30 protein-coding genes are annotated in these 24,741 nt (G+C 32.7%); 19 read left to right on the top strand and 11 right to left on the bottom strand.

Annotated features, from left to right (window positions below; genetic code table 11):
* Window positions 1-75 precede the first annotated feature (75 nt).
* The 10 genes from D1818_RS21880 (at window position 76) to D1818_RS21845 (ending at window position 8,280) form a co-directional block, all read left to right on the top strand.
* Complete coding sequence (locus tag D1818_RS21880) at window positions 76-2,244, top strand: M3 family metallopeptidase (RefSeq protein WP_118464009.1); 2,169 nt, start codon at window positions 76-78, stop codon at window positions 2,242-2,244.
* Between the two features lie 45 nt (window positions 2,245-2,289).
* Window positions 2,290-2,940, top strand: coding sequence for a DinB family protein (locus D1818_RS21875; protein ID WP_233558540.1), 651 nt, complete (start codon window positions 2,290-2,292; stop codon window positions 2,938-2,940).
* An 8-nt stretch (window positions 2,941-2,948) separates the two neighbouring features.
* Entirely contained in the window at window positions 2,949-3,671 is a 723-nt protein-coding gene (locus D1818_RS21870) for a hypothetical protein (protein WP_118461834.1), read from the top strand.
* A gap of 8 nt (window positions 3,672-3,679) precedes the next feature.
* On the top strand, window positions 3,680-4,135 hold the full coding sequence (locus tag D1818_RS21865; RefSeq protein WP_118461832.1) for a tRNA (cytidine(34)-2'-O)-methyltransferase: 456 nt from the start codon (window positions 3,680-3,682) through the stop codon (window positions 4,133-4,135).
* 79 nt (window positions 4,136-4,214) lie between these two features.
* A complete protein-coding gene (locus D1818_RS21860) occupies window positions 4,215-4,727 on the top strand; it encodes a GTP cyclohydrolase (protein WP_118461830.1) in 513 nt (170 codons plus the stop codon).
* A 624-nt stretch (window positions 4,728-5,351) separates the two neighbouring features.
* Window positions 5,352-5,504, top strand: a complete 153-nt coding sequence (locus D1818_RS25540; RefSeq protein WP_158596939.1) for a hypothetical protein — start codon at window positions 5,352-5,354, stop codon at window positions 5,502-5,504.
* A gap of 47 nt (window positions 5,505-5,551) precedes the next feature.
* Window positions 5,552-5,728, top strand: a complete 177-nt coding sequence (locus D1818_RS25535) for a hypothetical protein (RefSeq protein WP_158596940.1) — start codon at window positions 5,552-5,554, stop codon at window positions 5,726-5,728.
* A 234-nt stretch (window positions 5,729-5,962) separates the two neighbouring features.
* Window positions 5,963-6,829 carry a helix-turn-helix domain-containing protein gene (locus D1818_RS21855; RefSeq protein WP_118461827.1) on the top strand — a complete coding sequence of 289 codons (867 nt, stop codon included), beginning with the start codon at window positions 5,963-5,965 and terminating at the stop codon, window positions 6,827-6,829.
* 95 nt (window positions 6,830-6,924) lie between these two features.
* Window positions 6,925-7,638: a pirin family protein gene (locus D1818_RS21850; protein ID WP_118461825.1), complete on the top strand. Its 714-nt coding sequence runs from the start codon at window positions 6,925-6,927 to the stop codon at window positions 7,636-7,638.
* Window positions 7,639-7,650: 12 nt separating this feature from the next.
* A complete protein-coding gene (locus D1818_RS21845) occupies window positions 7,651-8,280 on the top strand; it encodes an NAD(P)H-dependent oxidoreductase (protein WP_118461823.1) in 630 nt (209 codons plus the stop codon).
* Between the two features lie 1,114 nt (window positions 8,281-9,394).
* Here D1818_RS21845 and rimO read toward each other — a convergent pair.
* The gene (gene rimO, locus D1818_RS21840; RefSeq protein WP_118461821.1) at window positions 9,395-10,696 is read right to left on the bottom strand and encodes a 30S ribosomal protein S12 methylthiotransferase RimO; all 1,302 of its coding nucleotides are present in this window, start codon (window positions 10,694-10,696) and stop codon (window positions 9,395-9,397) included.
* A 142-nt stretch (window positions 10,697-10,838) separates the two neighbouring features.
* Here rimO and D1818_RS21835 point away from each other — a divergent pair, with 142 nt between their 5' ends.
* Complete coding sequence (locus tag D1818_RS21835; RefSeq protein WP_118461819.1) at window positions 10,839-11,939, top strand: serine hydrolase; 1,101 nt, start codon at window positions 10,839-10,841, stop codon at window positions 11,937-11,939.
* On the opposite strand, the gene D1818_RS21830 is transcribed toward D1818_RS21835, so the two are convergent.
* From D1818_RS21830 to rpmB, 5 genes are all read right to left on the bottom strand, one after another.
* The gene (locus tag D1818_RS21830; protein ID WP_118461817.1) at window positions 11,936-13,603 is read right to left on the bottom strand and encodes an amidase family protein; all 1,668 of its coding nucleotides are present in this window, start codon (window positions 13,601-13,603) and stop codon (window positions 11,936-11,938) included. The two genes, D1818_RS21835 and D1818_RS21830, sit on opposite strands and share 4 nt — an antisense overlap.
* Window positions 13,604-13,706: 103 nt before the next feature.
* Window positions 13,707-14,660: a signal recognition particle-docking protein FtsY gene (gene ftsY, locus D1818_RS21825; protein WP_118461815.1), complete on the bottom strand. Its 954-nt coding sequence runs from the start codon at window positions 14,658-14,660 to the stop codon at window positions 13,707-13,709.
* 127 nt (window positions 14,661-14,787) lie between these two features.
* The gene (locus tag D1818_RS21820; protein WP_081415706.1) at window positions 14,788-14,940 is read right to left on the bottom strand and encodes a DUF4295 domain-containing protein; all 153 of its coding nucleotides are present in this window, start codon (window positions 14,938-14,940) and stop codon (window positions 14,788-14,790) included.
* Between the two features lie 4 nt (window positions 14,941-14,944).
* Window positions 14,945-15,127: a 50S ribosomal protein L33 gene (gene rpmG, locus D1818_RS21815; RefSeq protein ID WP_118461813.1), complete on the bottom strand. Its 183-nt coding sequence runs from the start codon at window positions 15,125-15,127 to the stop codon at window positions 14,945-14,947.
* A 24-nt stretch (window positions 15,128-15,151) separates the two neighbouring features.
* Window positions 15,152-15,391 carry a 50S ribosomal protein L28 gene (gene rpmB / locus D1818_RS21810; protein ID WP_118461811.1) on the bottom strand — a complete coding sequence of 80 codons (240 nt, stop codon included), beginning with the start codon at window positions 15,389-15,391 and terminating at the stop codon, window positions 15,152-15,154.
* A gap of 498 nt (window positions 15,392-15,889) precedes the next feature.
* Here rpmB and D1818_RS21805 point away from each other — a divergent pair, with 498 nt between their 5' ends.
* The 5 genes from D1818_RS21805 to D1818_RS21785 all read left to right on the top strand — a co-directional run bounded on the left by D1818_RS21805 (window position 15,890) and on the right by D1818_RS21785 (window position 18,392).
* Window positions 15,890-16,291 (top strand): hypothetical protein, encoded by a 402-nt coding sequence (locus D1818_RS21805; RefSeq protein ID WP_118461809.1) that lies wholly within the window; start codon window positions 15,890-15,892, stop codon window positions 16,289-16,291.
* A 56-nt stretch (window positions 16,292-16,347) separates the two neighbouring features.
* Window positions 16,348-16,755 carry a hypothetical protein gene (locus tag D1818_RS21800; protein ID WP_118461807.1) on the top strand — a complete coding sequence of 136 codons (408 nt, stop codon included), beginning with the start codon at window positions 16,348-16,350 and terminating at the stop codon, window positions 16,753-16,755.
* 138 nt (window positions 16,756-16,893) lie between these two features.
* Complete coding sequence (locus tag D1818_RS21795; RefSeq protein WP_118461804.1) at window positions 16,894-17,307, top strand: hypothetical protein; 414 nt, start codon at window positions 16,894-16,896, stop codon at window positions 17,305-17,307.
* 91 nt (window positions 17,308-17,398) lie between these two features.
* Window positions 17,399-17,800, top strand: coding sequence for an STAS/SEC14 domain-containing protein (locus tag D1818_RS21790; RefSeq protein ID WP_118461802.1), 402 nt, complete (start codon window positions 17,399-17,401; stop codon window positions 17,798-17,800).
* A 190-nt stretch (window positions 17,801-17,990) separates the two neighbouring features.
* Entirely contained in the window at window positions 17,991-18,392 is a 402-nt protein-coding gene (locus tag D1818_RS21785) for a hypothetical protein (protein WP_118461800.1), read from the top strand.
* A gap of 5 nt (window positions 18,393-18,397) precedes the next feature.
* Here D1818_RS21785 and D1818_RS21780 read toward each other — a convergent pair whose 3' ends face one another.
* The 5 genes from D1818_RS21780 to D1818_RS21760 form a co-directional block, all read right to left on the bottom strand.
* Window positions 18,398-19,639: a CinA family nicotinamide mononucleotide deamidase-related protein gene (locus D1818_RS21780; RefSeq protein ID WP_118461797.1), complete on the bottom strand. Its 1,242-nt coding sequence runs from the start codon at window positions 19,637-19,639 to the stop codon at window positions 18,398-18,400.
* A 2-nt stretch (window positions 19,640-19,641) separates the two neighbouring features.
* Complete coding sequence (locus D1818_RS21775) at window positions 19,642-19,980, bottom strand: Hpt domain-containing protein (RefSeq protein ID WP_118461795.1); 339 nt, start codon at window positions 19,978-19,980, stop codon at window positions 19,642-19,644.
* Window positions 19,981-20,592: a fumarylacetoacetate hydrolase family protein gene (locus tag D1818_RS21770; protein ID WP_118461793.1), complete on the bottom strand. Its 612-nt coding sequence runs from the start codon at window positions 20,590-20,592 to the stop codon at window positions 19,981-19,983.
* Window positions 20,593-20,610: 18 nt separating this feature from the next.
* Window positions 20,611-21,390, bottom strand: coding sequence for a 3'-5' exonuclease (locus D1818_RS21765; RefSeq protein ID WP_118461791.1), 780 nt, complete (start codon window positions 21,388-21,390; stop codon window positions 20,611-20,613).
* An 81-nt stretch (window positions 21,391-21,471) separates the two neighbouring features.
* Window positions 21,472-22,155, bottom strand: coding sequence for a metal-dependent transcriptional regulator (locus tag D1818_RS21760; RefSeq protein ID WP_118461788.1), 684 nt, complete (start codon window positions 22,153-22,155; stop codon window positions 21,472-21,474).
* A gap of 51 nt (window positions 22,156-22,206) precedes the next feature.
* Between D1818_RS21760 and D1818_RS21755 the strand changes: the two genes are divergently transcribed.
* From D1818_RS21755 to D1818_RS21745, 3 genes are read left to right on the top strand one after another with little or no spacing between them, the layout of a single operon-like run.
* On the top strand, window positions 22,207-23,001 hold the full coding sequence (locus tag D1818_RS21755; RefSeq protein WP_118461786.1) for a transporter: 795 nt from the start codon (window positions 22,207-22,209) through the stop codon (window positions 22,999-23,001).
* Window positions 23,002-23,039: 38 nt separating this feature from the next.
* Window positions 23,040-23,954: a metal ABC transporter solute-binding protein, Zn/Mn family gene (locus D1818_RS21750; RefSeq protein WP_118461784.1), complete on the top strand. Its 915-nt coding sequence runs from the start codon at window positions 23,040-23,042 to the stop codon at window positions 23,952-23,954.
* Complete coding sequence (locus D1818_RS21745; RefSeq protein WP_118461782.1) at window positions 23,954-24,691, top strand: metal ABC transporter ATP-binding protein; 738 nt, start codon at window positions 23,954-23,956, stop codon at window positions 24,689-24,691. The genes D1818_RS21750 and D1818_RS21745 overlap by 1 nt, the downstream gene beginning before the upstream one ends.
* Window positions 24,692-24,741: the final 50 nt, after the last annotated feature.

The following is a 24,741-nucleotide window of genomic DNA, read 5'->3' as shown; positions in this document are numbered from 1 at the left end:
GACACTAGAACTGACGTAAAAAGGATGCCACTATTATCCCTAACACAAAAGAATAAAGGAATTAAATATAAAAACATGAATACTCAACACATCTCAAAAACACTGCAAACTATAGCGATTTTTTCACTGATTGCTATAACGGGTTGTAATAAAAAGAAAGAAACCGTGGAAAACACACACTCAGAAGAAAAGATCTCAAATACATTATTAACTGAATGGACAGGGCCATATAGTGGGACTCCTGCTTTTGACAAAATGAATATTGCTGATATCAAACCTGCTTTAGAAAAAGGCATGGAACTGAATCTAGCGGAAATTGATGCTATCACAAGTAATTCTGATGCTCCAACCTTTGAGAACACTATTGTTCCGTTAGAAAAGTCAGGACAAGAATTAAATAGAGTTTTTACATATTATGGAATTCTAAGTAGCAATATGTCTTCTCCTGAGTTTAGAAAAATTCAAAAGGAAATGGCTCCGAAATTATCTGATTTTCGATCTAAAATATCTCAAAACGAAATTTTATTCCAAAGAATTAAAGCAGTATATGATAATTCTCAAAAACAACCTTTGGAAGCAGATCAGCAGCGTGTAGTACAATTGACCTATGAACAATTTGCGATGAATGGTGCTGAATTAGACACGGAAAAAAAGAAACGCTACGCGGAAATAAATAAAGAATTATCCGAATTATACACGAATTTTTCTAATAATATTTTAGCAGATGAAGAAGGATATGTGACTTACCTTACTAAAGATCAATTAGGAGGATTATCAGAACCGCTGATCAAAGCATACGGAAAAGCTGCTGCAGACAAAGGACAAGAAGGTACATATGCTGTAACCAATACAAGATCTTCTATGGATCCATTCCTAAAATATTCTACAGAGAGAGCACTGCGAGAAAAGGTTTGGAAAAATTATTACTCCAGAGGTGATAATGGAGATGATAAAGACAACAATGAGAACATTGCTAAAATTCTTAAATTAAGAAAAGAGCGTGTAGCCTTATTAGGATATAATAATTATGCCGACTGGAGATTACAGAACCGAATGGCGAAGAATCCTGAAAACGCTATGAAATTAATGAATGCTGTTTGGCCAGCTGCTATTGCTCGAGTAAAGGAAGAAGTAGCCGATATGCAGGCTGTAGCAGATGCTAATAAAGATAATATTACCATTGAGCCTTGGGATTACAGATATTATGCAGAAAAAGTTAGAAAGAAAAAGTATGATCTTGATTCTGATGAAGTTAAACAATACTTACAATTAGATAAACTTACAGAAGCTATGTTCTTCGTAGCTGGAGAATTATTTAATTATGAGTTTACCGCAGTAGCAAAAGGAACGGTTCCTGTATTCCACGAAGACGTAAACGTTTGGGAAGTAAAAGATAAAACTTCGGGAGAACATATAGGATTGTGGTATTTAGATCCTTTTGCCAGAACAGGAAAGCGTTCTGGGGCCTGGGCAACAACCTACAGAAGTCACACCACTTTTGATGGCAAGAAAACAGTGTTAGCATCCAACAATTCAAATTTTGTAAAACCAGCTCCTGGAGAACCTGTATTGGTATCCTGGGATGATGCCACAACCTTTTTTCATGAATTCGGTCATGCGTTACATTTTTTCTCTTCAGAAGTACGATATCCTACTCTTAATGGCGGTGTTAGAGATTACACTGAGTTTCAATCTCAATTATTAGAGCGTTGGTTATCTACAGATAAAGTAATTGATACTTATTTAGTTCATTATAAGACAGGAGAACCTATGCCAAAAGCATTAGTTGCTAAAGTGAAGAAAGCAGCTACTTTTAATCAAGGATTTGCTACTACAGAGTATTTAGCATCTGCATTGATGGACATGAAATTTCATTTAGCAGATCCATCAAATATTGATGTGGATGCATTCGAAAAAGAAACCTTAGCAGCACTAGATATGCCGAAAGAATTAGTAATGCGTCATCGTACTCCTCATTTTGGACATGTATTTTCTGGAGAAGGATATGCAACTGCCTATTATGGATATATGTGGGCAGATGTCCTAACATCTGATGCAGCAGAAGCCTTTGCTGAAGCTCCTAATGGATTCTATGACAAAGAAGTTGCTGCCAAATTAGTTAAATATCTCTTTGCTCCCAGAAACGCTATGGATCCTGCAGAAGCCTATAGATTGTTTCGTGGTCGTGATGCCAAAATAGAAGCCTTGATGAAAGATCGGGGGTTTCCTATTACTGTAAAATAAAAGCATAGTTGCTAATATAATTATTCATTCTAAAATCTCTCAATGATGAAAAAAGAATCTAATAAAACCAGTAGAAGAAAATTCATCAAAGGTTCGGCAATACTAACAGCAGGACTAGCAGCTACGCCTTTGATGAGCTTTACAGATGAAACTGCTTCTATAAACACTTCAGATAACATTTATTTGATAGGTCCACAAAAAGGATATTCTCCACAAATTGGTACCTTATTATCTACGATGACTATGATGAGAGCTTGGGTTGTTCAAACTGTTAAAGATCTTACGGTAGCGCAATTGGATTTTCAAATAGATGAGCAATCCAATTCCGTTGGCGCCATGCTGTTACATCTAGCAGCAACAGAAAGATATTATCAGCTTAATACTTTTGACGAAATAGCTTGGGGCAAATGGGATGAAGACATAAAAAAAGAATGGGACATTGCCAGTGGTTTAGGTAAAAAAGGAAGAGAAATAATTAAAGGGAACTCTATTGATTATTACCTTCAAACACTTGCAGAAGTTAGGGAAGTAACCAAAAAAGAATTTGCCAAAAGAGATGATCAATGGATAATGAAATCTGAATCCTTTTTTGGTAATCAACCCACCAACAATTATGCTAAGTGGTTTCACGTATGCGAGCACGAATCCAATCATCGTGGACAGATGAAGTTTATTATTAAAAGGCTTCCTGCGTAATTAAGAATATGAGTAATCCTTTAAAACTAGATCCCGAAAAAATTATTGACACTATCTCTTTGTTGGAGAAAAGAATCTCTGATAGATTTCCCGATTCAGGACTTAAAAAAGTATGTCATAATTTTTTGCAAACCGCTCAAGACAGCAAACAGAATATAGATTGGATTTCCAAACCAAACCTATCGTTGAGAATTTTTGCTTATTTGGTGATATTAGTTGGTTTAGGTGGATTAATCTATAGTATTACTTATATCGACTTACGAATAGAAAACACAACACTTAGTAATATCGTTTCTATATCAGAAGCTATATTTAACGATATCATACTATTAGGTGCAGCTATTTTCTTTTTAGTTTCATTAGAATCTAGGTTAAAAACACGTCGTGCTCTTAAATCTCTTAACGAACTTAGGGTTATCGCCCATGTAATTGACATGCATCAATTAACCAAAGATCCTAATTTAACTGATTTACCAGAATCCGCAACAGAAAATTCGCCCAAAAGAACGTTTACCAGATTCGAACTGCAAAGATATCTGGATTATTGTTCTGAAGCTACAGCACTCGTTGGTAAGGTAGCTGCTCTATATTCTCAAAGTTTACCGGATGAAGCTGTTGTGCGAGCAGTAAATGAGATTGAGGTACTTACAACAGGCTTAAGCAGAAAAATATGGCAAAAACTTATTATTTTAAACGAATCAAATACAAATAAAAGTAAAGGGATAAAATAATATAATCAATGGCATATAATATAGTTCTTGTAGAACCAGAAATACATACAAACACCGGGAATATTGGCCGTTTAAGCCTAGCTTCAGGATCAAATTTACATCTCGTAAAACCGTTTGGTTTTGAATTAAGTGATAAAAGATTAAAACGCGCTGGACTGGATTATTGGAAACATATTTCTTTAAAGACTTATGAAAGTTTAGATGAATTCTTATTGATACATAAAGGAAAGAAAATGGCTTTTTTCTCTAGCCATGGAAAGACAGATCATTGGTCGGTTGATTATGAAGATGATATGTTTCTTATATTCGGAAAAGAATCAGCAGGTTTACCCACAGAGATCACTGAAGCTAATTCGAATAAAACATACAAAATACCAATACTTAATGAGCATATCAGAAGTTTAAATCTCGCTAATGCCGTGAGTATAGTAGTCTATGAAGGACTGAGAAATCTGAATAGATGAAATATTTTTGAAACCATCATACTTTAAAATGGAGTAGTTATAATTAATACACTTAAAAAAGGATATTAAAAATAGGATTATGATAGTTAAACTAGCCGAAACTAATCTAAAAACCAAGTTTGGTGAGTATCGTGAAATTCTGTTTTACGATGGTCAGAAAGAATCCTTTGCACTGGTTATGGGCGATGTAAAAGATGAAGAAAATGTATTATGTAGAGTACACTCCTCTTGCATTTTCGCTCATCATTTTAATAGTATAGAATGTGACTGCAGGGAGCAAATGGAAATCTCACAACAACTTATACAAAAAGAAGGTAAAGGAATTATTATTTGGTTAGATCAGGAAGGCAAGTCTAATGGACATCTTGCTTTGCTTAAAAGTATTACATATAAAAACAAAGGATTCTCGCAAGCGGAAGCTTATGAAGCGGCTGGTTTTAAAAAAGATGCTAGAGACTTTTCTCCGGCCGCAAAAATTTTAAATGAATTAGGAACAATATCTATTAGAATGCTAACTAATAACCCTAAGAAAGTAAATACTTTAAGCGAACTGGGGATTAAAGTTATTGGTACACAACCAACAGTTTTATGATTAAAGCATCTCACTAATCAAAACCATACAACTATACCTTATAACAATTAATCCACAAAACTGGGATTGGTAGGGTTAACAGAATAAAAGCTAATCATAAGCGTAATTAAGAAAATCTTACTAAAATTTATGAATGCAAACCCAATAAATATCTGGCTATAGAAGACCCTTATTCTCAAATCTCAACTTTTAATCAATATCAATATTAAGAACTACATAAACAGTTGTTTATTTCCCTAAACAAAACATTGACCTATGTGACTTATTATTGAAATATTCTTATTAAAACACACATTTTATAAAAAAATAATCAAAACAAACATTAATAAAGGCTTCAATGTTATCAAATTGTTAATTTGAACCGTATTTGATTTTTATTCGATTTACAACTTTTACCTCAAAAGATTGCACATAATTTATCGATTTGTTTCAATACGATACCATATATGCAAACTTCTTTCTTATTTATTAAAGACTATGCACACCTCATATTGCCTAAACCCCTATATGCAAAGAGTTGTTAAGATATTTTTAAGAGTTTGGATTCTTTTTTTAGATACATTTGCACCCGTTTTGAAAAAACAACAAAACTAAAAAGTAAACACATAATTAATTTTTATTAAAATGATCAAAAAAATCCCATTTCTATTTATGCTCGTTATTGCTTTAGCATCTTGCGAAAATACTTCTGTAGAAGACGAGACTTTTAATGAAGGAAATGAAAAACCAGAAATCATTGACATCTATGAAGATAGTAGTCACGGTTTAGGTAACTAAAAAATAAAATATCCCAAAATAAAATTAAAATAATAAAACAAACAGACATGAAAAAAATTACATTCTTATTAGTATTAGCATTAGCATCAGTATTCGTTTCTTGTGAAAACGAAACTATTGAAAGTCAAGTTTTCAACCAAGAAAGCAACAATAACGAAACTGAGGATAACACTGAAGACGAAAACAACGAAGATGGAGAAATCGTAATCGGTGGTAATGACTAATTACGACAAATCTCTTTTATAGATTAGAATTAGCAAACAAGAAGATTAAATCTTATTTTGAAGGGAAAGTCCAGACGACTTTCCCTTTTTTATTTGTATTATTATTAACTAATTAAAATAAATGATTAGACAATTGAACTAAAAAAAAGTATTATGAAACTGGCTGCTTTTTATGGCAACATTCTTTATCAGACAGATCAATATTTTACACGTATTTATATTTAAAAGCAACAAATGACTTCCATCAAAACATACAAATTAACTGATGAAACTGAAAACCAAATTGTTTTTGACATCAAAAAAATGGAAGATATTTACGACAAAAACGGTGGTACCACCGATACACCTCATCGCCACGATTTTTACATCATTCTTTTAGTATCAAAAGCTAAAGGTGCGCATATTATTGATTTTAATGAATTCTTACTTGAAGATCGTCAAGCCTTTTTCCTAAGTCCAGGACAAGTACATCAAATAAAAGAAGAACAGAAATCCTATGGTTGGGTAATCACATTTTCTAGACAATTTCTTGCGAAGAACAACATTAACTATCGTTTTATTGAAGACATCAACTTATTTCAGGATTATGGACACACTCCTCCACTTTATTTAAATGAACTTCAATTAAAACAATTGAATGCATATAGTTCCCAGATTTTTAATACTTATTCCTCCAATTCTAAATTTAAACTAGAAGCCATTGGAGCCTTATTAAAGCTATTTCTTATTTACAGTAATAATATCTGTGATATTGAGACAAAAGACCCTCAGCAACTTCACGTAGGCTCCGTTATATTGAAAGAATATAAAAATTTAGTCGAAAAACATTTCTCAGATTGGCATAAGGTACAGCAGTATGCAGAAGCATTGCACGTTACCCCGGACCATTTAAACAGAACTATCAAATCCCTTATAGGAAAAACTGCAAAAGAATATTTACAATCCAGAATTATTATTGCTGCAAAAAGGCTTTTAAGTTTTTCTGATAAAACTACTAAAGAAATTGGATATGATTTAGGGTTTACTGAACCTGCTAATTTCAGTAACTTCTTTAAGAAATGCACTAGCTTCCCTCCTTCATACTTTAGGCAAAAAATCTAGAGATCGGATTTTTATAATATTCTTTCGTATTCTCACATTTCAGACCAACATATAATACCAGAACTTTGTATTCAAATATAAAGAAAGGATATATTATGAAAACGATAATGCATAAATCAGATACTAGAGGAAAAGCTAATTTTGGATGGTTAAACTCTTACCATTCCTTTAGTTTTGGAAATTACTACAATCCAGAAAGAATGAATTTCGGAGCGCTAAGGGTGCTCAATGATGATACGGTATCATCCGGAATGGGATTTGGTAAACACCCTCACGACAACATGGAGATTATATCTATTCCCTTGGAAGGTGACTTAGAACACAAGGATAGTATGGGTAATACAACCATAATCAAACAGGGTGATATCCAAGTAATGAGTGCCGGGACAGGTGTCTTTCATAGCGAGTATAATAAAAACTCGGACAAGGAGGTAAAGTTTCTACAAATATGGGTAACTCCCAATAAGAAAAATGTAACTCCCAGATATGATCAGATTGCGATAGATAACAAAAACATCAAAAATGAATTGTATCAAATTCTATCTCCTAATCCAGATGATAATGGAGTTTGGATTCATCAAGACGCTTGGTTTCATCTTGGCGAACTAGAAAACGAACACTTACAAACCTATACATTGAAAGACAAAAAAAATGGCGTCTATGCTTTTGTTTTAGAAGGAAGTGTTACTATCGAAGATAAAGTATTAGAAAAAAGAGATGGATTAGGAATTTGGGACGTAGAACAAATTAAAATTAAATCGAACGAAGCTTCTAAAATATTATTAATGGAAGTTCCTATCACACAATAAAATCATATAGATATGCAACTATTAAAAAATCTAGAATGGCGTTACGCCACTAAAAAATTTGATTCAACAAAAAAGATATCCGAATCTGATCTCGAAAAAATTAAAAATGCAATTTCTTTGTCTGCTTCTTCTTATGGATTACAAGCTTATAAAGTTTTAATTATAGAAGATCTAGAAATCCGTAAACAATTACAACCTAAATCTTGGGGTCAATCTCAAATAGTAAATGCTTCACAATTGATTGTTTTTTGCAACTACACAAAAGTGGATGAAAAAGTAATTGATGACTATCTAAAACTAAAAGCAACTATACAAGATTTAAATTTAGATGACTTAAAAGGATATGGTGATTTTATGAAGTCCAAAATCAGTGAATTCAGTGATGACGAAGTAAAATCCTGGACTGCTAAGCAAACTTATATAGGTTTAGGAAACTTACTTGCTGCCTGCGCAGAACTGAAGATTGATGCATGTCCTATGGAAGGCTTTGAACCAAAAGCCTATAATGACATATTAGGATTATCCGAAAAGGGACTATCTGCTGCAGTAATTTCAACAATAGGATATCGATCTGAAGAAGATTTAACTCAGGATAATAAAAAGGTCCGTAAACCGATAAACGAGTTATTCGAAACTATATAAATAAAACCTTTTGGTTAAATATAGAGAGGCTTGAAATCATTAAAATTCAAGCCTTTTTCTTATTCTAAAAGAATTCAAACAAAAATAGACCTAAATAAACACATCAAACTCTCTTATTATATTATAATCAACTTGTCAGCTTTTTCTTTAGAGGAAAATTATTAAAGCAAAGGTGTTTCAATTCCTAATATTACCAAATTGTTAAGTTTACATCCTTTTGGATAAAAAAGGCAATGAATATATTTCAACAAAAGCCTAAAAAAAATACATTCAACTAACCATTTTTTTCATTGCGCTGCCGATATCTCAACCCCTGTCTTTAGAGAGTTACGAAAATCTCAAGTTATCATTTCCTTTAATAATAGAACCAAAAAGAACATTGTCTTAAATTAAGAATTTCGTATCTCTTTTTTAAATACTTTTGCGCCCGAATAAAATTAAATTAAAAATAAAGCGTTTAACATAAAACTTTGTCCCTTAATAAAATAAAGAAATAAAGTTCTCTCTTATATTAGAATTAGCCAAAAAATCTAAAGAGTATTACGCAACAGAATCGAGGATTGTTATGATCCTCGATTTTTTTTATCTTTAAAGTCTCCTTCTTTATCAATATTTCTAAACAAAACTAAACACGGCATATTTTTTACACTAGCATGTATAACGACTATATTATCCGCCTAAAAACAATGTTTATAAATGTACCGAATTTAATTTTTGGGTTGGTGAATGCAATGTCTACAAATATGATACTAACACAATTGTTGGTAAAAGTAAAATTGAAATAATTGTTGATAGTATGGAAATAAAAGAAACCTATCAATTCTACAACATCTTAATATCACAAAACACGTTTAAACAAATATAATCCAAGAACGAATCAATGGGAGTAATTTTGGGTGGATAACTCTGGATTATTACATATCCAAAGAGACATTAAAGATGGGAAATGGTATTACAAAATCAGATCAATACTGAAAAAGGTATACTATCTAATAAAACATTATGGCCTAAAAACCCGGACAATACTGTTAGGTAAACTTGGTTACAAAGCAGCGATCGAGGTAAAAATTAGAAAGTAGTATTTCACGGAGACTACAAACCCGCTACATCCAGATTAAACTAATTCTCCATACAAATCAAAATCCTCTGCTTCGTATATTTTAACGGTGGTATATTCTCCAGTTTTTAAATAAAACTTAGATGCATCAATTAACACCTCGTTATCTACATCAGGAGAGTCAAACTCTGTTCTACCTACAAAATAAGGCCCTTCTTTTCTATCAATAACAACCTTAAATTCTTGTCCTATTTTCTGTTGATTCAGCTCCCAAGAGATTTGTGATTGTATTTCCATGATTTCGTTGGCACGATCCATTTTCACATCTTCCGGAACATCATTTTCTAGGTTATAAGCATGTGTGTTTTCTTCGTGAGAATATGTAAAACATCCAAGACGTTCAAAACGCATCTCCTTTACCCAATCTCTTAGTGTTTCAAAATCTTCTTGTGTTTCTCCTGGATACCCAACAATTAATGTAGTTCGAATTGTCATTTCTGGCACTGCCGCTCTAAACTCATTAAGCAGCTTAGTAGTTTTTGCTTTCGTAGTACCGCGACGCATTGACTTCAGAATCGGATCTGCTATATGCTGTAATGGGATATCAATATAATTACATATTTTAGGTTCTTGTTTCATTACGTCTAATACTTCCATCGGAAATCCTGTTGGAAATGCATAATGTAAACGTATCCACTCTATTCCTTCGACTTTTACCAATTCACGAAGTAAATCCGCTAACTTTCTTTCTTTATAAAGATCAAGTCCATAATAGGTTAAATCCTGAGCAATTAGCACTAATTCTTTCACTCCATTGGCAGCTAACTTTTCTGCTTCGGTAACTAATTCTTCAATTGGTGTTGATTTATGCTTACCACGCATCAATGGAATTGCACAAAAAGAACATGGGCGATCACAACCTTCTGCTATTTTTAGATATGCATAATTCTTAGGAGTTGTTGTTAATCTCTCTCCTATTAGTTCATGTTTATAATCTGCTCCCAACGCTTTCAATAAGCCTGGTAACTCTGTAGTACCAAAATATTGATCTACATCCGGAATTTCTTTCTGCAAATCCGGCTTATATCTTTCTGACAAACATCCAGTAACAAAAACTTTATCTACAATACCTTGATCTTTTTTCTGTACATATTCTAAAATAGTATTTACAGACTCTTCTTTTGCATTTGCAATAAAACCACAAGTATTAATAACCACGACATTCCCTTCTTCTTCGTGAACTACTTCTTTGTTGTTAGCTTTCAGTTGTCCCATAAGAACCTCACTGTCATACACATTCTTACTACAACCTAATGTAACTACATTGATCTTATTTTTCTTTAAAGTCTTTGTTCTCATATCTTCCGGATAAAGGTTTGCAAAGATACAATGAATAACTAAAGTTTAGCACATAATTACCAATAACTCTATATGTTAAAAAAAATCAATCATTTAAACCTTTTGTATATTGTAATGTCTAAATCTACACAACCCCCAACTTATGAAAAATAGAATGACCTTATTTTATTCGGTATTACTTAGCCTTATCCTTTCGTGTTCTGATGGCGCAGAAGAAATTCTTACAGAAGTTCCTAACCCTGATCAAAGCGATTTATATTTTCCTCCTATCGATTCTGAAGCATGGGAAACCACCACTATTAGTGACTTAGGGTGGAATGCTGCGGCAGAACAACCACTTCTTGACTTTCTGGATGAAAAAGATACTAAGGCTTTTATTATTCTAAAAAATGGAAAAATTGCAGTAGAGAAGTACTTTAATGGAGGTTCAGTCTCTGATAACAACCCTTGGTATTCTGCAGGAAAAACATTGACTGCTTTTACTGTTGGATTGGCTCAACAAGAAGGGTTACTAGATATTAACGAACCCTCTTCAACATACCTAGGAACTCAATGGGCAGATATCACAACAGACCAAGAACAAGCAATTACAGTCAGAAATCATTTAACGATGACTACAGGCTTAGATTACACTAATATTCTTTTGCAAAATTGCACTAATTTTGATTGCCTTACGTATCTTAATGAACCAGGGAGTTTTTGGTACTACCATAACGCAGCCTATACACTACTGACAGATATCGTTGCTGGAGCTGTAAACACAGATTACAATACCTATTTTGATACTAAATTAAAAAACAAAATAGGTATGAATGGAGCTTGGGTCAGCCTTGGATACACTAACATTTACTATAGCACAGCTAGAAGCATGGCTCGTTTTGGCCTCTTAAACCTAAACAAAGGAACATGGAACACTACTGAAATTCTTACGGATCAAAACTACTTTACCGAAATGACTACTACTTCGCAAAACCTAAATCCATCTTATGGATATTTATGGTGGTTAAATGGAAAATCAAGTTTTAGAGCACCAGCGTTCGAAAATGAATTCCCCGGAGAATTAATGCCAGATGCTCCAAATGACCTTATAGCAGGTTTAGGCAAAAATGATCAAAAGCTATATATAGTACCCAGTAAGAATTTGGTTATTATCAGAATGGGGGATGATACTGGTCAAGCGTTACTAGGCCCATCAAGTTTTGATAATAATCTTTGGATAAAAATTAATGCGCTTACCAATTAATTGTAATTAACAGGTATTTTACGTTCTTTAGATATCGATTCATACCACAATCCTAATTGTAACAACTTATCTTCTGAAAATGGCTTTCCAATAAAAGTAAGTCCTTTGGGTTCACCTTTATTTGTATACCCCATTGGCACTGTCAAAGCTGGGTATTTAGCCACTGCTGCATAACCGGCGTGGTAATTATTTATTGACAGCACAACATCCAGGTTATGTTGATCAATTTGAGAATCAAAATACTTACGAGCCGTAACTTTAAGATCTTCTTTTATTTTTTTCAGACCTTCTGTAGTAGTACTATCTTTTACAATTCCTTCGAATATACCTTGTCCATACGGAATCCTGACAAGTGTATCTTGTAAATTAAATGCGATTATATCTTCTACCGTTTTTATACTAATAGTATCAGTGGAGTTCCTTCTAATATATTCAGGAAGATCATTCTTCATATCAATATTCAAAATACTAAGAAACCCTGGTAATGAAGGTTGTCCTGGCTCTACTTCTATAATCTCTCCTCCAGCTATTTTGATCTTATTAATCGCTTTAACATATACAGAATCTTGCAACAAACTCTTAATAACACCAAAACGCTTTCCCTCTATAATAGAATCTTTTATAGATATTATAAAATCTGTGTCGGTAGAAACAGAAGTAGCATCCTCTGGATCTTTGCCGATCATTGCATTTAACAAAATAGCATTATCAATTATACTTTTTGTCATAGGTCCTGGTGTATCCAGCGTACTAGAAATCGGAACAATCCCAGACCTACTTAACAAACCAATCGTTGGCTTCAATCCAACAATAGAATTCTGACTCGAAGGCGATAAAATAGAACCACTTGTCTCAGTTCCTATGGCAGCCACGCAAAAATTAGCAGCAACAACTGCACCGCTTCCTGAACTAGAACCACCACTTTCAAAAATCATTCTTCCATATGGATTAAGCGTTTGACCTCCAATTGCACTATACCCCACAGGGCAACCTACACAAAGAAAATACGCCCATTCACTAAGATTTGCCTTTCCTAAAATCAATGCATTTTCTTCTAACAAACGCTTAGTTATAAAAGCATTATCTGTTCTATTATTTTGCAATGCAATCGCACCGGCAGTTGTAAGCATATCTTTGGTCCCGATATTATCCTTAAGCATAATTGGCATTCCATATATAGAATTAACCTCTATGTTCTTTTTATCCACTTTATCCAACACTCTTGCTTGCTTAACAACATCAGGATTTAAGGATATCACTGAATTAAGAGATAAGGAATTATCACTCTCATATTTTCTGATTCTATAAATATAAAACTTGGTCAACTCTTCATAGGATAGTTTACCTTCTTTTATACTTTTCTGGATAGAAGGTATGTCCTGCTCAAGTACAAACGGTTTTAATCTACCATAATCTTCTTCTGAAAAGTAATCCAGTTCTGATTCTAATGTGCTCCAGATATCATTCTTATCTAAAACTTTAGAATTTACAAGTTTTAAATGCATTCTTTCCTGGCTCAGCTTTTTCGTCGATTCTAAATCTTCAACTTCGTCATAAGACTCCCAAACTATTTTGGATTGTAGAGCTTTTTGTTGTATTTCTTTCTCTTTTTTACAGGAATTAAAAATCAAAAGTGATATAAAAATGTATACTAATTTTCTCATAGAATGACGGTTATGCAGAAGTTTTAAAAAATTGAAAGTATAAAAAAAAGGTGCTATGAATATTACATAACACCTTTTTAACTATTCTGTAACAGTCTTGTACTTACTTAAAAAAAGAATCCACAAATTCGTATTTATTAAATACCTGAAGATCTTCAATCCCTTCTCCTACTCCAATATATTTGACCGGAATCTGAAATTGATCACTAATCCCTATAACCACACCACCTTTTGCTGTTCCGTCTAATTTCGTCACTGCTAATGAGGTTACCTCTGTTGCAGCAGTAAACTGTTTAGCTTGTTCAAAGGCATTTTGACCTGTAGAACCATCCAAAACTAATAAGACATCGTGCGGAGCATCTCCAATCACTTTTTGCATTACTCGCTTTACCTTGGTCAGCTCATTCATTAAATTCACCTTATTATGCAATCGTCCAGCTGTATCAATTATAATAACATCTGCATCCTGATTCACTCCAGATTTTAAGGTATCAAAAGCGACAGATGCAGGATCACTACCCATATCTTGCTTTATAATTGGCACATCTACACGATCAGCCCAAACTTGCAACTGATCAATTGCCGCAGCTCTAAACGTATCAGCAGCTCCTAAAACTACTTTCAACCCTTTTTTATTAAACTGATAAGCTAACTTACCAATGGTTGTTGTTTTTCCAACGCCATTTACTCCTACCACCATTAGAACATATGGCTTTTTATCTGCTGGAATATCGAAATCTGTAGCTTCACCAGAATTCGTTTCAGAAAGTAAACCTGCTATCTCTTCTCGTAAAATTTGATTCAGCTCATCTGTTCCTAGATATTTATCTCTAGAAACTCGACCTTCTATTCTTTCTATAACCTTTATTGTAGTTTTTACACCTACATCACTAGTTACCAAGACCTCTTCCAGATTATCCAGTACATCATCATCTACTTTGGATTTACCAGCAACCGCTTTACCTAATTTAGAAAAGAAGCTAGTTTTAGACTTCTCTAATCCTTTATCTAAGGTTTCTTTTTTCTCCGAAGAGAATATTTTTTTAAACAAACTCATGTATTATATTCAGAATGCTAATAAGTTAAAATTTAAACACTAACATAAAATCGCATAAATATATAAAAAGAAAGAGCCATTCCAATTAAATTGAAACGGCTTCTTTTTAAAATATTTTTATTGCTATCTACTTTTTCTTAAAAAAGTCATTTACTGCATCTGGCTGCATAATTGACTCTACGAAAGTATATGCTCCTGTTTTAGGAGATTTCACCATTTTAATAGCCTTGGTCAATCTCTTTGATCCTGTCTGTAACGATGCTACTGATTTCTTTGCCATTGTCTTATTTTATTTCTTTATGAACAGTCATTTTCTTAAGAATAGGATTAAATTTCTTTATTTCCATTCTATCAGGAGTGTTCTTCTTATTTTTTGTTGTAATATATCTAGAAGTACCTGGTTTACCAGTAGCTTTGTGCTCTGTACATTCTAAGATTACCTGAACTCTATTACCTCTCTTTGCCATTATAGTATCTTTTTAAAAGCTGATTTATTTTGTTAAGAAACCTTTAGCTCTTGCTTCTTTTAAAACAGCAGCAATACCGTTTTTATTTATATTTTTTAAAGCCGCAGTAGACACCTTAAGTGTTACCCAACGATCTTCTTCTGGAATATAAAAACGCTTTTTTATTAAATTCGCGTTGAATTTACGTTTTGTTTTATTCATAGCGTGAGAAACGTTATTTCCCACCATCGCTTTTTTACCTGTAAGCTCGCAAACTCTTGACATCTCTTCTTAATTTTGGTATTATTTCAAAACAGGGTGCAAATTAACGAATTATTTACCGAACCACCAATAATAGTTTTGTATTTTTTTCTCTTTTTAAATATTTTATTTCAATACTACCGTAAATACTAAAACCAAAGGTATTCATCTAGCAAAAATGACCTATGATTCATTCATTACACAAAGACATCAAAGATAAAGAAATTCTACTCTCATTTATTAAAACAGGTATTTATACCTATATAACAATTCATGTATACCAAGTACTTTTACACCAGTTAGTTTTCATAACTATAACTAACTACTTGATATGGGGTAATTGAGTAGTAAACAAGCGGATCTTAGGATCCGCTTTTTTTATACACTCTATTTATAGTGATATTGAAAACCAAAAATTCTTACAACAAAAAGCTTATCCTACTAAAAAAAACTTAAAATAACTTATATCAAATGATTGATTTTTAAAACTCTAAATTGTATCTTAGAGAAAAAATGATTGTTATGCGCCAAAATAATGCTAATGACTTCATTAGGAAGCACGTACTTGATATAGGATCTTTCTTTTTTTATAAAAATTTTATGGTTTCAGAAATGAATGAAGGTGCGTCCTTAAATTATGATAAGGCCACAAAATTGTTTTTATTAACCAAAGAATATTATGGAACAAACATACCATTTGTGTATATAACTAATAGGAAAAATTCATATTCTTTTGAACCAACAACTCATTTTAAATCAGCAAAACTGTTTCCGAATTTAAAGGGCTATGGAGTAGTTACATATAACTCTATCAATAACAAAATAGCTACACTAGAACAGTCCTTTCTTAACGTTCCTACAAGAATTTTTGAAAATCTAGACGATGCTAAGCTCTGGGCTGATAAACTAATGCTTCATGATTAAAGTAAAATCGTAGTTTTGATTATACTGTAATGAATTATCACATACTTTAAAAATTAATGCTCCCACATTTAAAAAAAAGACTAATCAAAAAACATGTCATTGCCAAAATTGGTTCTTTTTATTATTGTGATAATTTTATGGTTTCTGAAATTAATGAAGGGGTTATAGTGAGTTTGGAGATGGTATTAAAGGTCACCAACAAATACACAAAAAAATATTACCCTAATAATACTCCATTTGTATATATCGCCAATAGAATTAATTCATATTCTATACAGCCGACCATTCATTTTGAAACTAAAAAAATATTACCTAACGTAAAAGGATATGGGGTAATTACTTATAACTCTATTAATAACAAAATAGCTACATTAGAACAATCTTTTCTTTATGCACCAACAAAGATTTTTGATAATTTAGAAGAAGCTATACTTTGGGTAGATGAACTAATTCTGCACGATTAAACGAGTAAGTTAACGTTACTTATATTTTACAAAATTAACTGTAAAAATGATTTTTTATTAACTTTACATTCTTATTATTGACTAATAATCAAATAAAGAGTATATTACATTTGTAATTGGAAAACATCTTATCTAAAAATGGTTCACGATTTTAACGAAAAGCTTATCCATAAGCATCAACTTTCTATTGGGTCATTTTATTTTTATAAAAATCATATAATTTCGGAAATAAAAGAAGGCATCATCCTTAGTTTTGAAAACTGCTCGGACTTATTTGAACGAATTCATTCCTATTACGGAACTACTATTCCATTTGTATATATATCTAATAGAAAAAATTCCTACTCTTTTGTGCCTACTGGACATTTCAAATCCTCAAAGTTGTTTCCAAACTTTACGGGATATGGAGTAGTAACCTATGATGCTATTAATAACAAAGTAGCCACCTTGGAGCAATCCTTTCTTGAAACTTCAACTGGAATTTTTAATTCCTTAGATGATGCTTTGCTATGGGCAGATGAATTAATTGCACCATTAGCTAATACTAACTAAAATTATCTAACAACAATAAATAAGCAACAAAGTACTCCTGAAAAAACTATTCATGATGTAATAAACTTAATAGAACTATGTACAATTAGGAATGAAGTGTACTTATAGCAAAAAACCCGTTCATAAACACGAGCTCGATATTGGAATATTTTATTTCCACAAAAACTTCGTTATATCAGAAATCAACGAAGGAGTTATTCTTACTTATGAAAATGCCTCAGAGCTTATAAAATTAGGAAAAACGCACTATGGAGACAAAACGCCATTTGTTTATATTGCCAATAGAATCAATTCATATTCTTTTGAACCTACAAATCATTTTAAAACAAATGAACAATTCCCCAATGTAAAAGGATATGCTGTGGTGAGTTACAATTCTATCGGATCAAAAATTGCTGAGTTAGAAAGATCATTCTTAAAAATTCCAACACGTACATTCTATAAGCTTGATGATGCAATTAAATGGGTAGACAAATTAGTCATCTCAGATTAATTAAAAGGTTATCCCAAATTTTATTCTCGACGGAAGAATAGCAAATCCATTATGCTAATATTTTCATAATTTTCTAAAAAAAACCCAACTATAACGTTTGAAATCCTTAAAACACTGAATAACAAATAGTAACAAGAAATGATAACCTTAGTTTCCCGACTTATTCATAACTAACAAAAGAATAAAAGTTATGAAAATCATATCAAATGACACTTTGATCAAAAAATACGATCTTAATCTCGGTACCTATTACTTTTATGACCAATACATCATTGCAGAGATCAAAGAAGGTGAAGTAATTACATTAGGGAAACTTCATGATCTTATACCTATCGTACAAAAACACTATGGAAATGACCAACCATTCACCTATATTTCTGACAGAATTAATTCACATTCGATTATACCCACGGATTATTTGGACTGCCCGCTTATATATATGGACAATTTTAAAGGTTATGGTGTAGTTACCTATAATTCAATAAGCACAATGTCTACAGAAATTGAAAAACATTTTGCAAAAAGGCCTTTTTATAATTTCCAAGACCTGAAAGATGCTATTGAGTGGACAAAAAAAGAAGCTATCAAATAACCAGATTAGGTAATCTCGTTAAAAAGCATTTCAAAGGATTTATTTACAGCCTTCCCTATTGTTCGTTCACGTAAATTACTAAACACGAATTTCTCTGAAAAAACACGATCTGGAGTAGCAATTGCTATAAAAACTGTACCTACCTCAACATCTCCATCTCCTTTAGAAGGTCCGGCATTTCCGGTTGTAGCGATCGCATAATCAGATTTAAACTTATTTTTCACTCCTAATGCCATAGCTTTAGCAACTTCATTACTGGTCACTGTATACTGTTTAATCAAATCCCTATCAACACCCAAAAGATCTGTTTTAGATTGAGTAGCATAAGTAACTGCACCTCCTTTAAAGAATGATGAAGATCCTGCATAAGCCGTTATAGATTGAGAAATTTTTCCACCGGTACAACTCTCTGCAACTGCCAAAAATTGTCCTCGAGAAGCAAGTATCTTACCGATCATTAACTCTATCGACTCATCTTCTTCATAACCTACGATGATATCACCTATAAACGCATGTAAATCAGCTATCTTATTCTCAATAGTATCTATCAATAATTTTTCATCAATTCCACGTGCGGAAAGACGTAATCTAACCCTACCTAAATTTGGCAGATATGCTAGTTTGATAAAAGAAGGTAAATCATCCTCCCATTGTTCTATTTTCTTTGCTATTGCGCTTTCTCCTAAACCATATGTTAATACGGTCTTATGAATAATAAATGGTCTATCAAATTTTTCCTGAAGTCTAGGTAACACCTCATCCTTCATTAGATTTTTCATCTCAAAAGGCACTCCGGGCATAGACACAAAAACAGTATTCTCCTTTTCTAACCACATTCCAGGAGCAGTACCAAAACTATTCATAAGAACAGTTGATGTACTTGGAACGAGCGCTTGCATTCTGTTAATATCCGTAACCGGTGTATGTATATATTTTGCAAAAAGTGTTTCGATATGCTGTAACACTTTATCATTTTCCACTAACGTATCATCAAAAAACTCACAGATAGTATGCTTTGTTATATCGTCTTTTGTAGGACCTAATCCCCCAGTCACAAGAACTATATCAACTCTGTTTTTTGCTTCTTCTAGTGCGTCTAAAATATGTTGTTTATCATCTTGAATGGACGTTATCTGATAAACATCAATACCTATTTTATTAAGCTCTTTTCCAATAAAAGCAGAATTGGAATCTACAATTTGACCAATAAGAATTTCATCTCCGATGGTAATTATTTCTGCAAGCATAATTATTGAAAGTCAGCTTTCAGATCTTCGATAGCCCCATTAACTGTAGTAACGATATGATTTAATATAGGTTCTATTTCTGATTGTGTTTTACCAGATTTAGACCAAGCCTCTACTTGTTTAATCTCTTTTAAAAGATCAATCCCAAACAACTGAAGATTCGGTTTCATCTTATGTGCAAATTGGTACGCAGTTTTGGGATCATTGTTTTTAACTGCCTGTCCCATACTATCCAAATCGGGAGGTATCTCTTCTAAAAATGTTTGTACTAAAACTGTTATAAACTCATCATCTCCACCAGATAATTCATTTACACTTTCTAAGCTATACCCTTTGCTCATCTATTTGATTCTTATTGAAAAAATTTGTTGTTTCTCTATAAAACCAGTTAAAGTATCATCTGCCTTTACAGCTCCAACTCCAGCCGGTGTTCCTGTAAAGATAACATCTCCTATCTTTAAAGTAAAATATTTTGACACATATTCTATCAATTCATCAATTTTCCAAAGCATAAACCCTGTGTTTCCTTTTTGAACAGTCTCTGCATTTTTTTCTAAGTGAAAATTAATATTGTTAACATCCGGAAAATTTTCTTTGGACATCCAATTCCCTATAACAGCCGCTCCATCAAAAGCTTTAGCCTTTTCCCAAGGCAATCCTTTAGATTTCAATTCGCTTTGTAAATCTCGGGCTGTAAAATCGATTCCAAGCCCAATTTCATCGTAATATTTATATGCGAATTTTCGATCAATATGCTTTCCAACCTTTTTAATTTTGACTAAAATTTCTACCTCATGATGGATATCATCAGAAAAATCAGGAATAAAGAAAGGTTGTTTTTTTAACAAAATCGAAGTATCTGGTTTCATGAAAACCACGGGATCGGTTGGTTTCTCGTTTTCTAATTCTTCGATATGATCCGTATAATTACGACCTATACAAATAAGCTTCATAATTGATTATAAAAAGAATTAAAGTTTAAGACTATTATTTAGTTTACGTAGCCTCACTGCAGTAAGAACTTTCTTTGTATATAAAGGAAAATCCGCATTCTGAAGCCAACCAAAATATCCTGGCTCTTCTTCCATCACCTTTTCTACCAATTTACCTTTATGTTTCCCAAAAGAAAATACCTCTCTTCCTTCTTTATCATAGGCAATAAAACCTGCAAAATCTGCAAATTGTTTTCTGGAACTAAATTCGGCAAGAAACTTAGTATCATTCTCTAACTCTGAATACCTATCCAACTGTGCTTTGAGAACTTCGTATGTTGCATTCGTATCAGCCTCTGCAGAATGTGCATTCTCTAAATCCTTATCACAATAAAATTTATATGCAGCAGCTAATGTTCTCTTTTCCATTTTATGAAAAATAGTTTGCACATCTACCGCCACTGTATTTTTCATATCAAAATCTAAATCAGCACGTAATAATTCTTCAGCTAGTAAAGGAATATCGAAACGATTAGAATTAAACCCTCCCAGATCACATCCTTTAATCATTTCGCTAACTTTACTTGCTAATTGCCTAAAAGTAGGCTCATTCGCTACTTTTTCATCAGTAATACCATGTACTTCGGTAGTCTCTCGTGGAATTGGCATCTCTGGATTGACTAGCCAAGTTTTGCTTTCCTTGTTTCCATTGGGAAAAACTTTAAGAATAGAGATTTCCACGATTCGATCTTTAGAAATATTAATACCGGTTGTTTCCAGATCAAAAAAACAGATCGGTCTTTTTAAATTAAGCTCCATAAATTGATTGTGTGATTCAAAGATAATAGGTATATCTTATAAACCCGTATAGTGTTTCTTTTTTTAACATTTATTCTTGTACTATATCACCTTCACAAAAACATTATCCGCAAATTTTCTGGTAACAGTTTCTTCCGTTTGATTAAACTGTATCTTTATAGAACTATCGAATTCTCTTACTTCTAACACCTTTATCTCACTACTTAATGCTAAACCAATTTCCGATACATATTTAAGAAATGTTACAGAAGCATCATTTACAGAAACTAACTGACAAACGGCTCCTTCTTCTAATGACGATAATGTAATTTTCGGCAAAACAGAATATTCCCCATTTGCATTTGGAATTACTTCTCCATGAGGATCTTTAGTAGGGAAATCCATAAAACGATCCAATTCATTAATCAATTTTTGAGATTTTATATGTTCTAGCTGTTCCGCAACATCATGGACTTCATCCCAACTGAAATTTAAATAATTACAAAGAAATGTTTCCCATAATCTATGTTTTCGGATTAGACGAACTGCTATAGATCTCCCTTCTTCTGTAAGCTCTAACTTACCATATTTCTCACTTACAACATACTTCTTAGCTTTTAGCTTTTTAATCATGTTATTTGTGGAAGCAGGAGAAACTTTTAGATAATCAGCTAGTTGATTGTTCCCTACTTTTACAGAATCCCCCTCTATAAGTAAATGAAAAAGAGCCTTTAAATAATCTTCTTCACTTTTTGTTAAATTATTCAAATTTAATTTGTTAGTCATAACTAACTTTTTTAGTTTTGTATCATTAATAAAACAAAAGTACTAAACCTAATGCAAATACGCAGAATCATCTTACTTACTTTTTTGAGTTGTCTAAGTTTCAACGCTATTTTTTCTCAGGAAACCAACAAACTTGGAACCTTAGTTACTGATCGACCTGATCAAACCGAATCTCCTACTTTAGTGCCGAAAGGGTACCTTCAAATAGAAACTGGTGCTTTTTATGAAGATGCTGGAGAAGATGCTTTCAAACAAAAAACCACAACCTTTAATACTACATTACTCAGATACGGATTATTAGACAATCTAGAACTAAGAGTAGGATGGGATTTTGCAGAAACTAAAACCGAAATTAATAGCACAGAACTAGATGATATAGAAAGTGGATTATCACCATTATTATTGGGAGCTAAAATTGGAATTACTGAAGAAAAAGGATGGTTACCCGAAATAGGAATTTTGGGACACCTATATTTACCATTTACGGCTGGGAATGATTTTAAACCAGAAACTACGGGAGTAGATTTTAGATTTTCGTTTGCACACACACTTAATGAAAAATCAAGCTTTTCTTATAATCTGGGAGCCGCTTGGGGCGATGATTCTCCTGAAGCAGCATATGTTTATACGGTTGTTTATGGATACAGCATCACAGATAACTTAGGTGTATATGCAGAACTATATGGAGATTTTCCAGAAGATAGTAGAGCCAATCACCTTTGGGATGCAGGTTTTACTTATTTATTAAGTGATTCAATACAACTGGATGCTACTGTTGGATCCGGAATCACCGATGGACAAAATCTATTACTAAGTGCAGGTGTTAGTGTAAGACTACCCAACTAATTTATTTAAATTTTTAAAATTAAGAACAAAATAATAAAATGAAAAAAATAGTTATAATACTGATAGTTTCAATATTCGTTTTTTCTTGCAAACAAGAAACAAAAGATCCTAATGCAAAATTAAATGTAGTTACCACCACAACTATGATTACAGATCTTGTAAAAAATATTGGAGGTGATCTAATAACGGTAGAAGGATTAATGGGTTCAGGAGTAGACCCTCATTTGTACAAGGCCAGTGAAGGTGATGTTACAAAATTAGTTAACGCAGATGTTATCTTTTATAATGGATTGCATCTAGAAGGCAAACTGGTAGAAGTCTTCGAAAAGATGGGAAATCAAAATATGAAAACTATTGCGGTTGGAGAAGTTTTAAACAAAAGCACCCTTATCGGTTCTGATTATTTCGCTTCTAACTATGACCCTCATATCTGGTTTAGTGTTAAAAACTGGAAACAAGTTACAGCTTTTACTATCGAAAAATTAAAAGAATTAGATCCTAAAAATGCGTTAGCTTTTGAAACTAATGGGAAAGCATATCTAGAAAAACTAGATATACTTGAAGCAGAACTTAAAGGAATCATAGGAACATTACCCAAAGAAAAAAGAATATTAGTAACAGCTCACGATGCTTTTAGTTATTTTGGGAAAGAATATGAGTTTAATGTAGTTGGTCTGCAAGGATTATCTACTGCTACAGAAGCGGGTGTGCAAGATGTACAGAAGTTAGCAACCTTCATCATAGAAAATAAAGTAAAAGCTATTTTTGTCGAAACATCAGTTCCTAAACGTACTATTGAAGCCTTACAGGCAGCTGTAAAATCAAAAGATCATGAAGTAATTATTGGAGGAACTTTATATTCTGACGCCCTTGGAAATCCAGGAACCATAGAAGGAACATATATCGGAATGTTCGAATACAATGTTAATACAATTGTAAATGCTTTGAAGTAATGAAAAACAAAATCGCTGTACAAATAGATGACCTTACTGTAGCATATAACTATAAACCTGTATTATGGGATATTGATCTAGCAATTCCAGAAGGTGTTTTAATGGCTATTGTTGGACCTAATGGTGCCGGAAAGTCTACATTAATCAAATCGATTTTGGACATCATTAAACCTATAGCAGGAAGCGTAAAAATATATGACAAACCATATAAGAAGCAAAGATCTCTAGTTGCATATGTACCACAGAAAGGAAGTGTGGATTGGGATTTTCCTACCACAGCTCTGGATGTTGTAATGATGGGAACTTATGGAAGTTTAGGCTGGATCAAAAGACCTGGACAAAAGCAAAAAAAAGAAGCGCTTGAAGCTTTAGAAAAAGTAGGAATGCTTGCCTTTAAAGGTCGACAGATTAGTCAGCTTTCCGGAGGACAACAGCAACGTATTTTCTTAGCTAGGGCATTGGTTCAAAATGCATCTATTTATTTTATGGATGAACCGTTTCAAGGAGTAGACGCTACCACGGAAAAAGCAATAATAAACATTCTAAAAGAACTAAGAAAAGCAGGAAAAACAGTAATCGTAGTGCATCACGATCTACAAACAGTTCCAGAATATTTTGATTGGGTAACTTTTCTCAATGTAAAAAAGATAGCAACTGGACCTGTGAAAGATATTTTCAACGATGACAACCTTACCAAAACCTATGGTATTAATTATAAAGTAAGTGTACAACAATAGTAATTATTAGTGAATAGCTGTTCTATTAACCATTCAACTATAAACTAATA

The sequence above is a fragment of the Aquimarina sp. BL5 genome (assembly GCF_003443675.1).
GTDB lineage: Bacteria > Bacteroidota > Bacteroidia > Flavobacteriales > Flavobacteriaceae > Aquimarina.
This window is presented reverse-complemented; position numbering and strand designations above follow the sequence as displayed.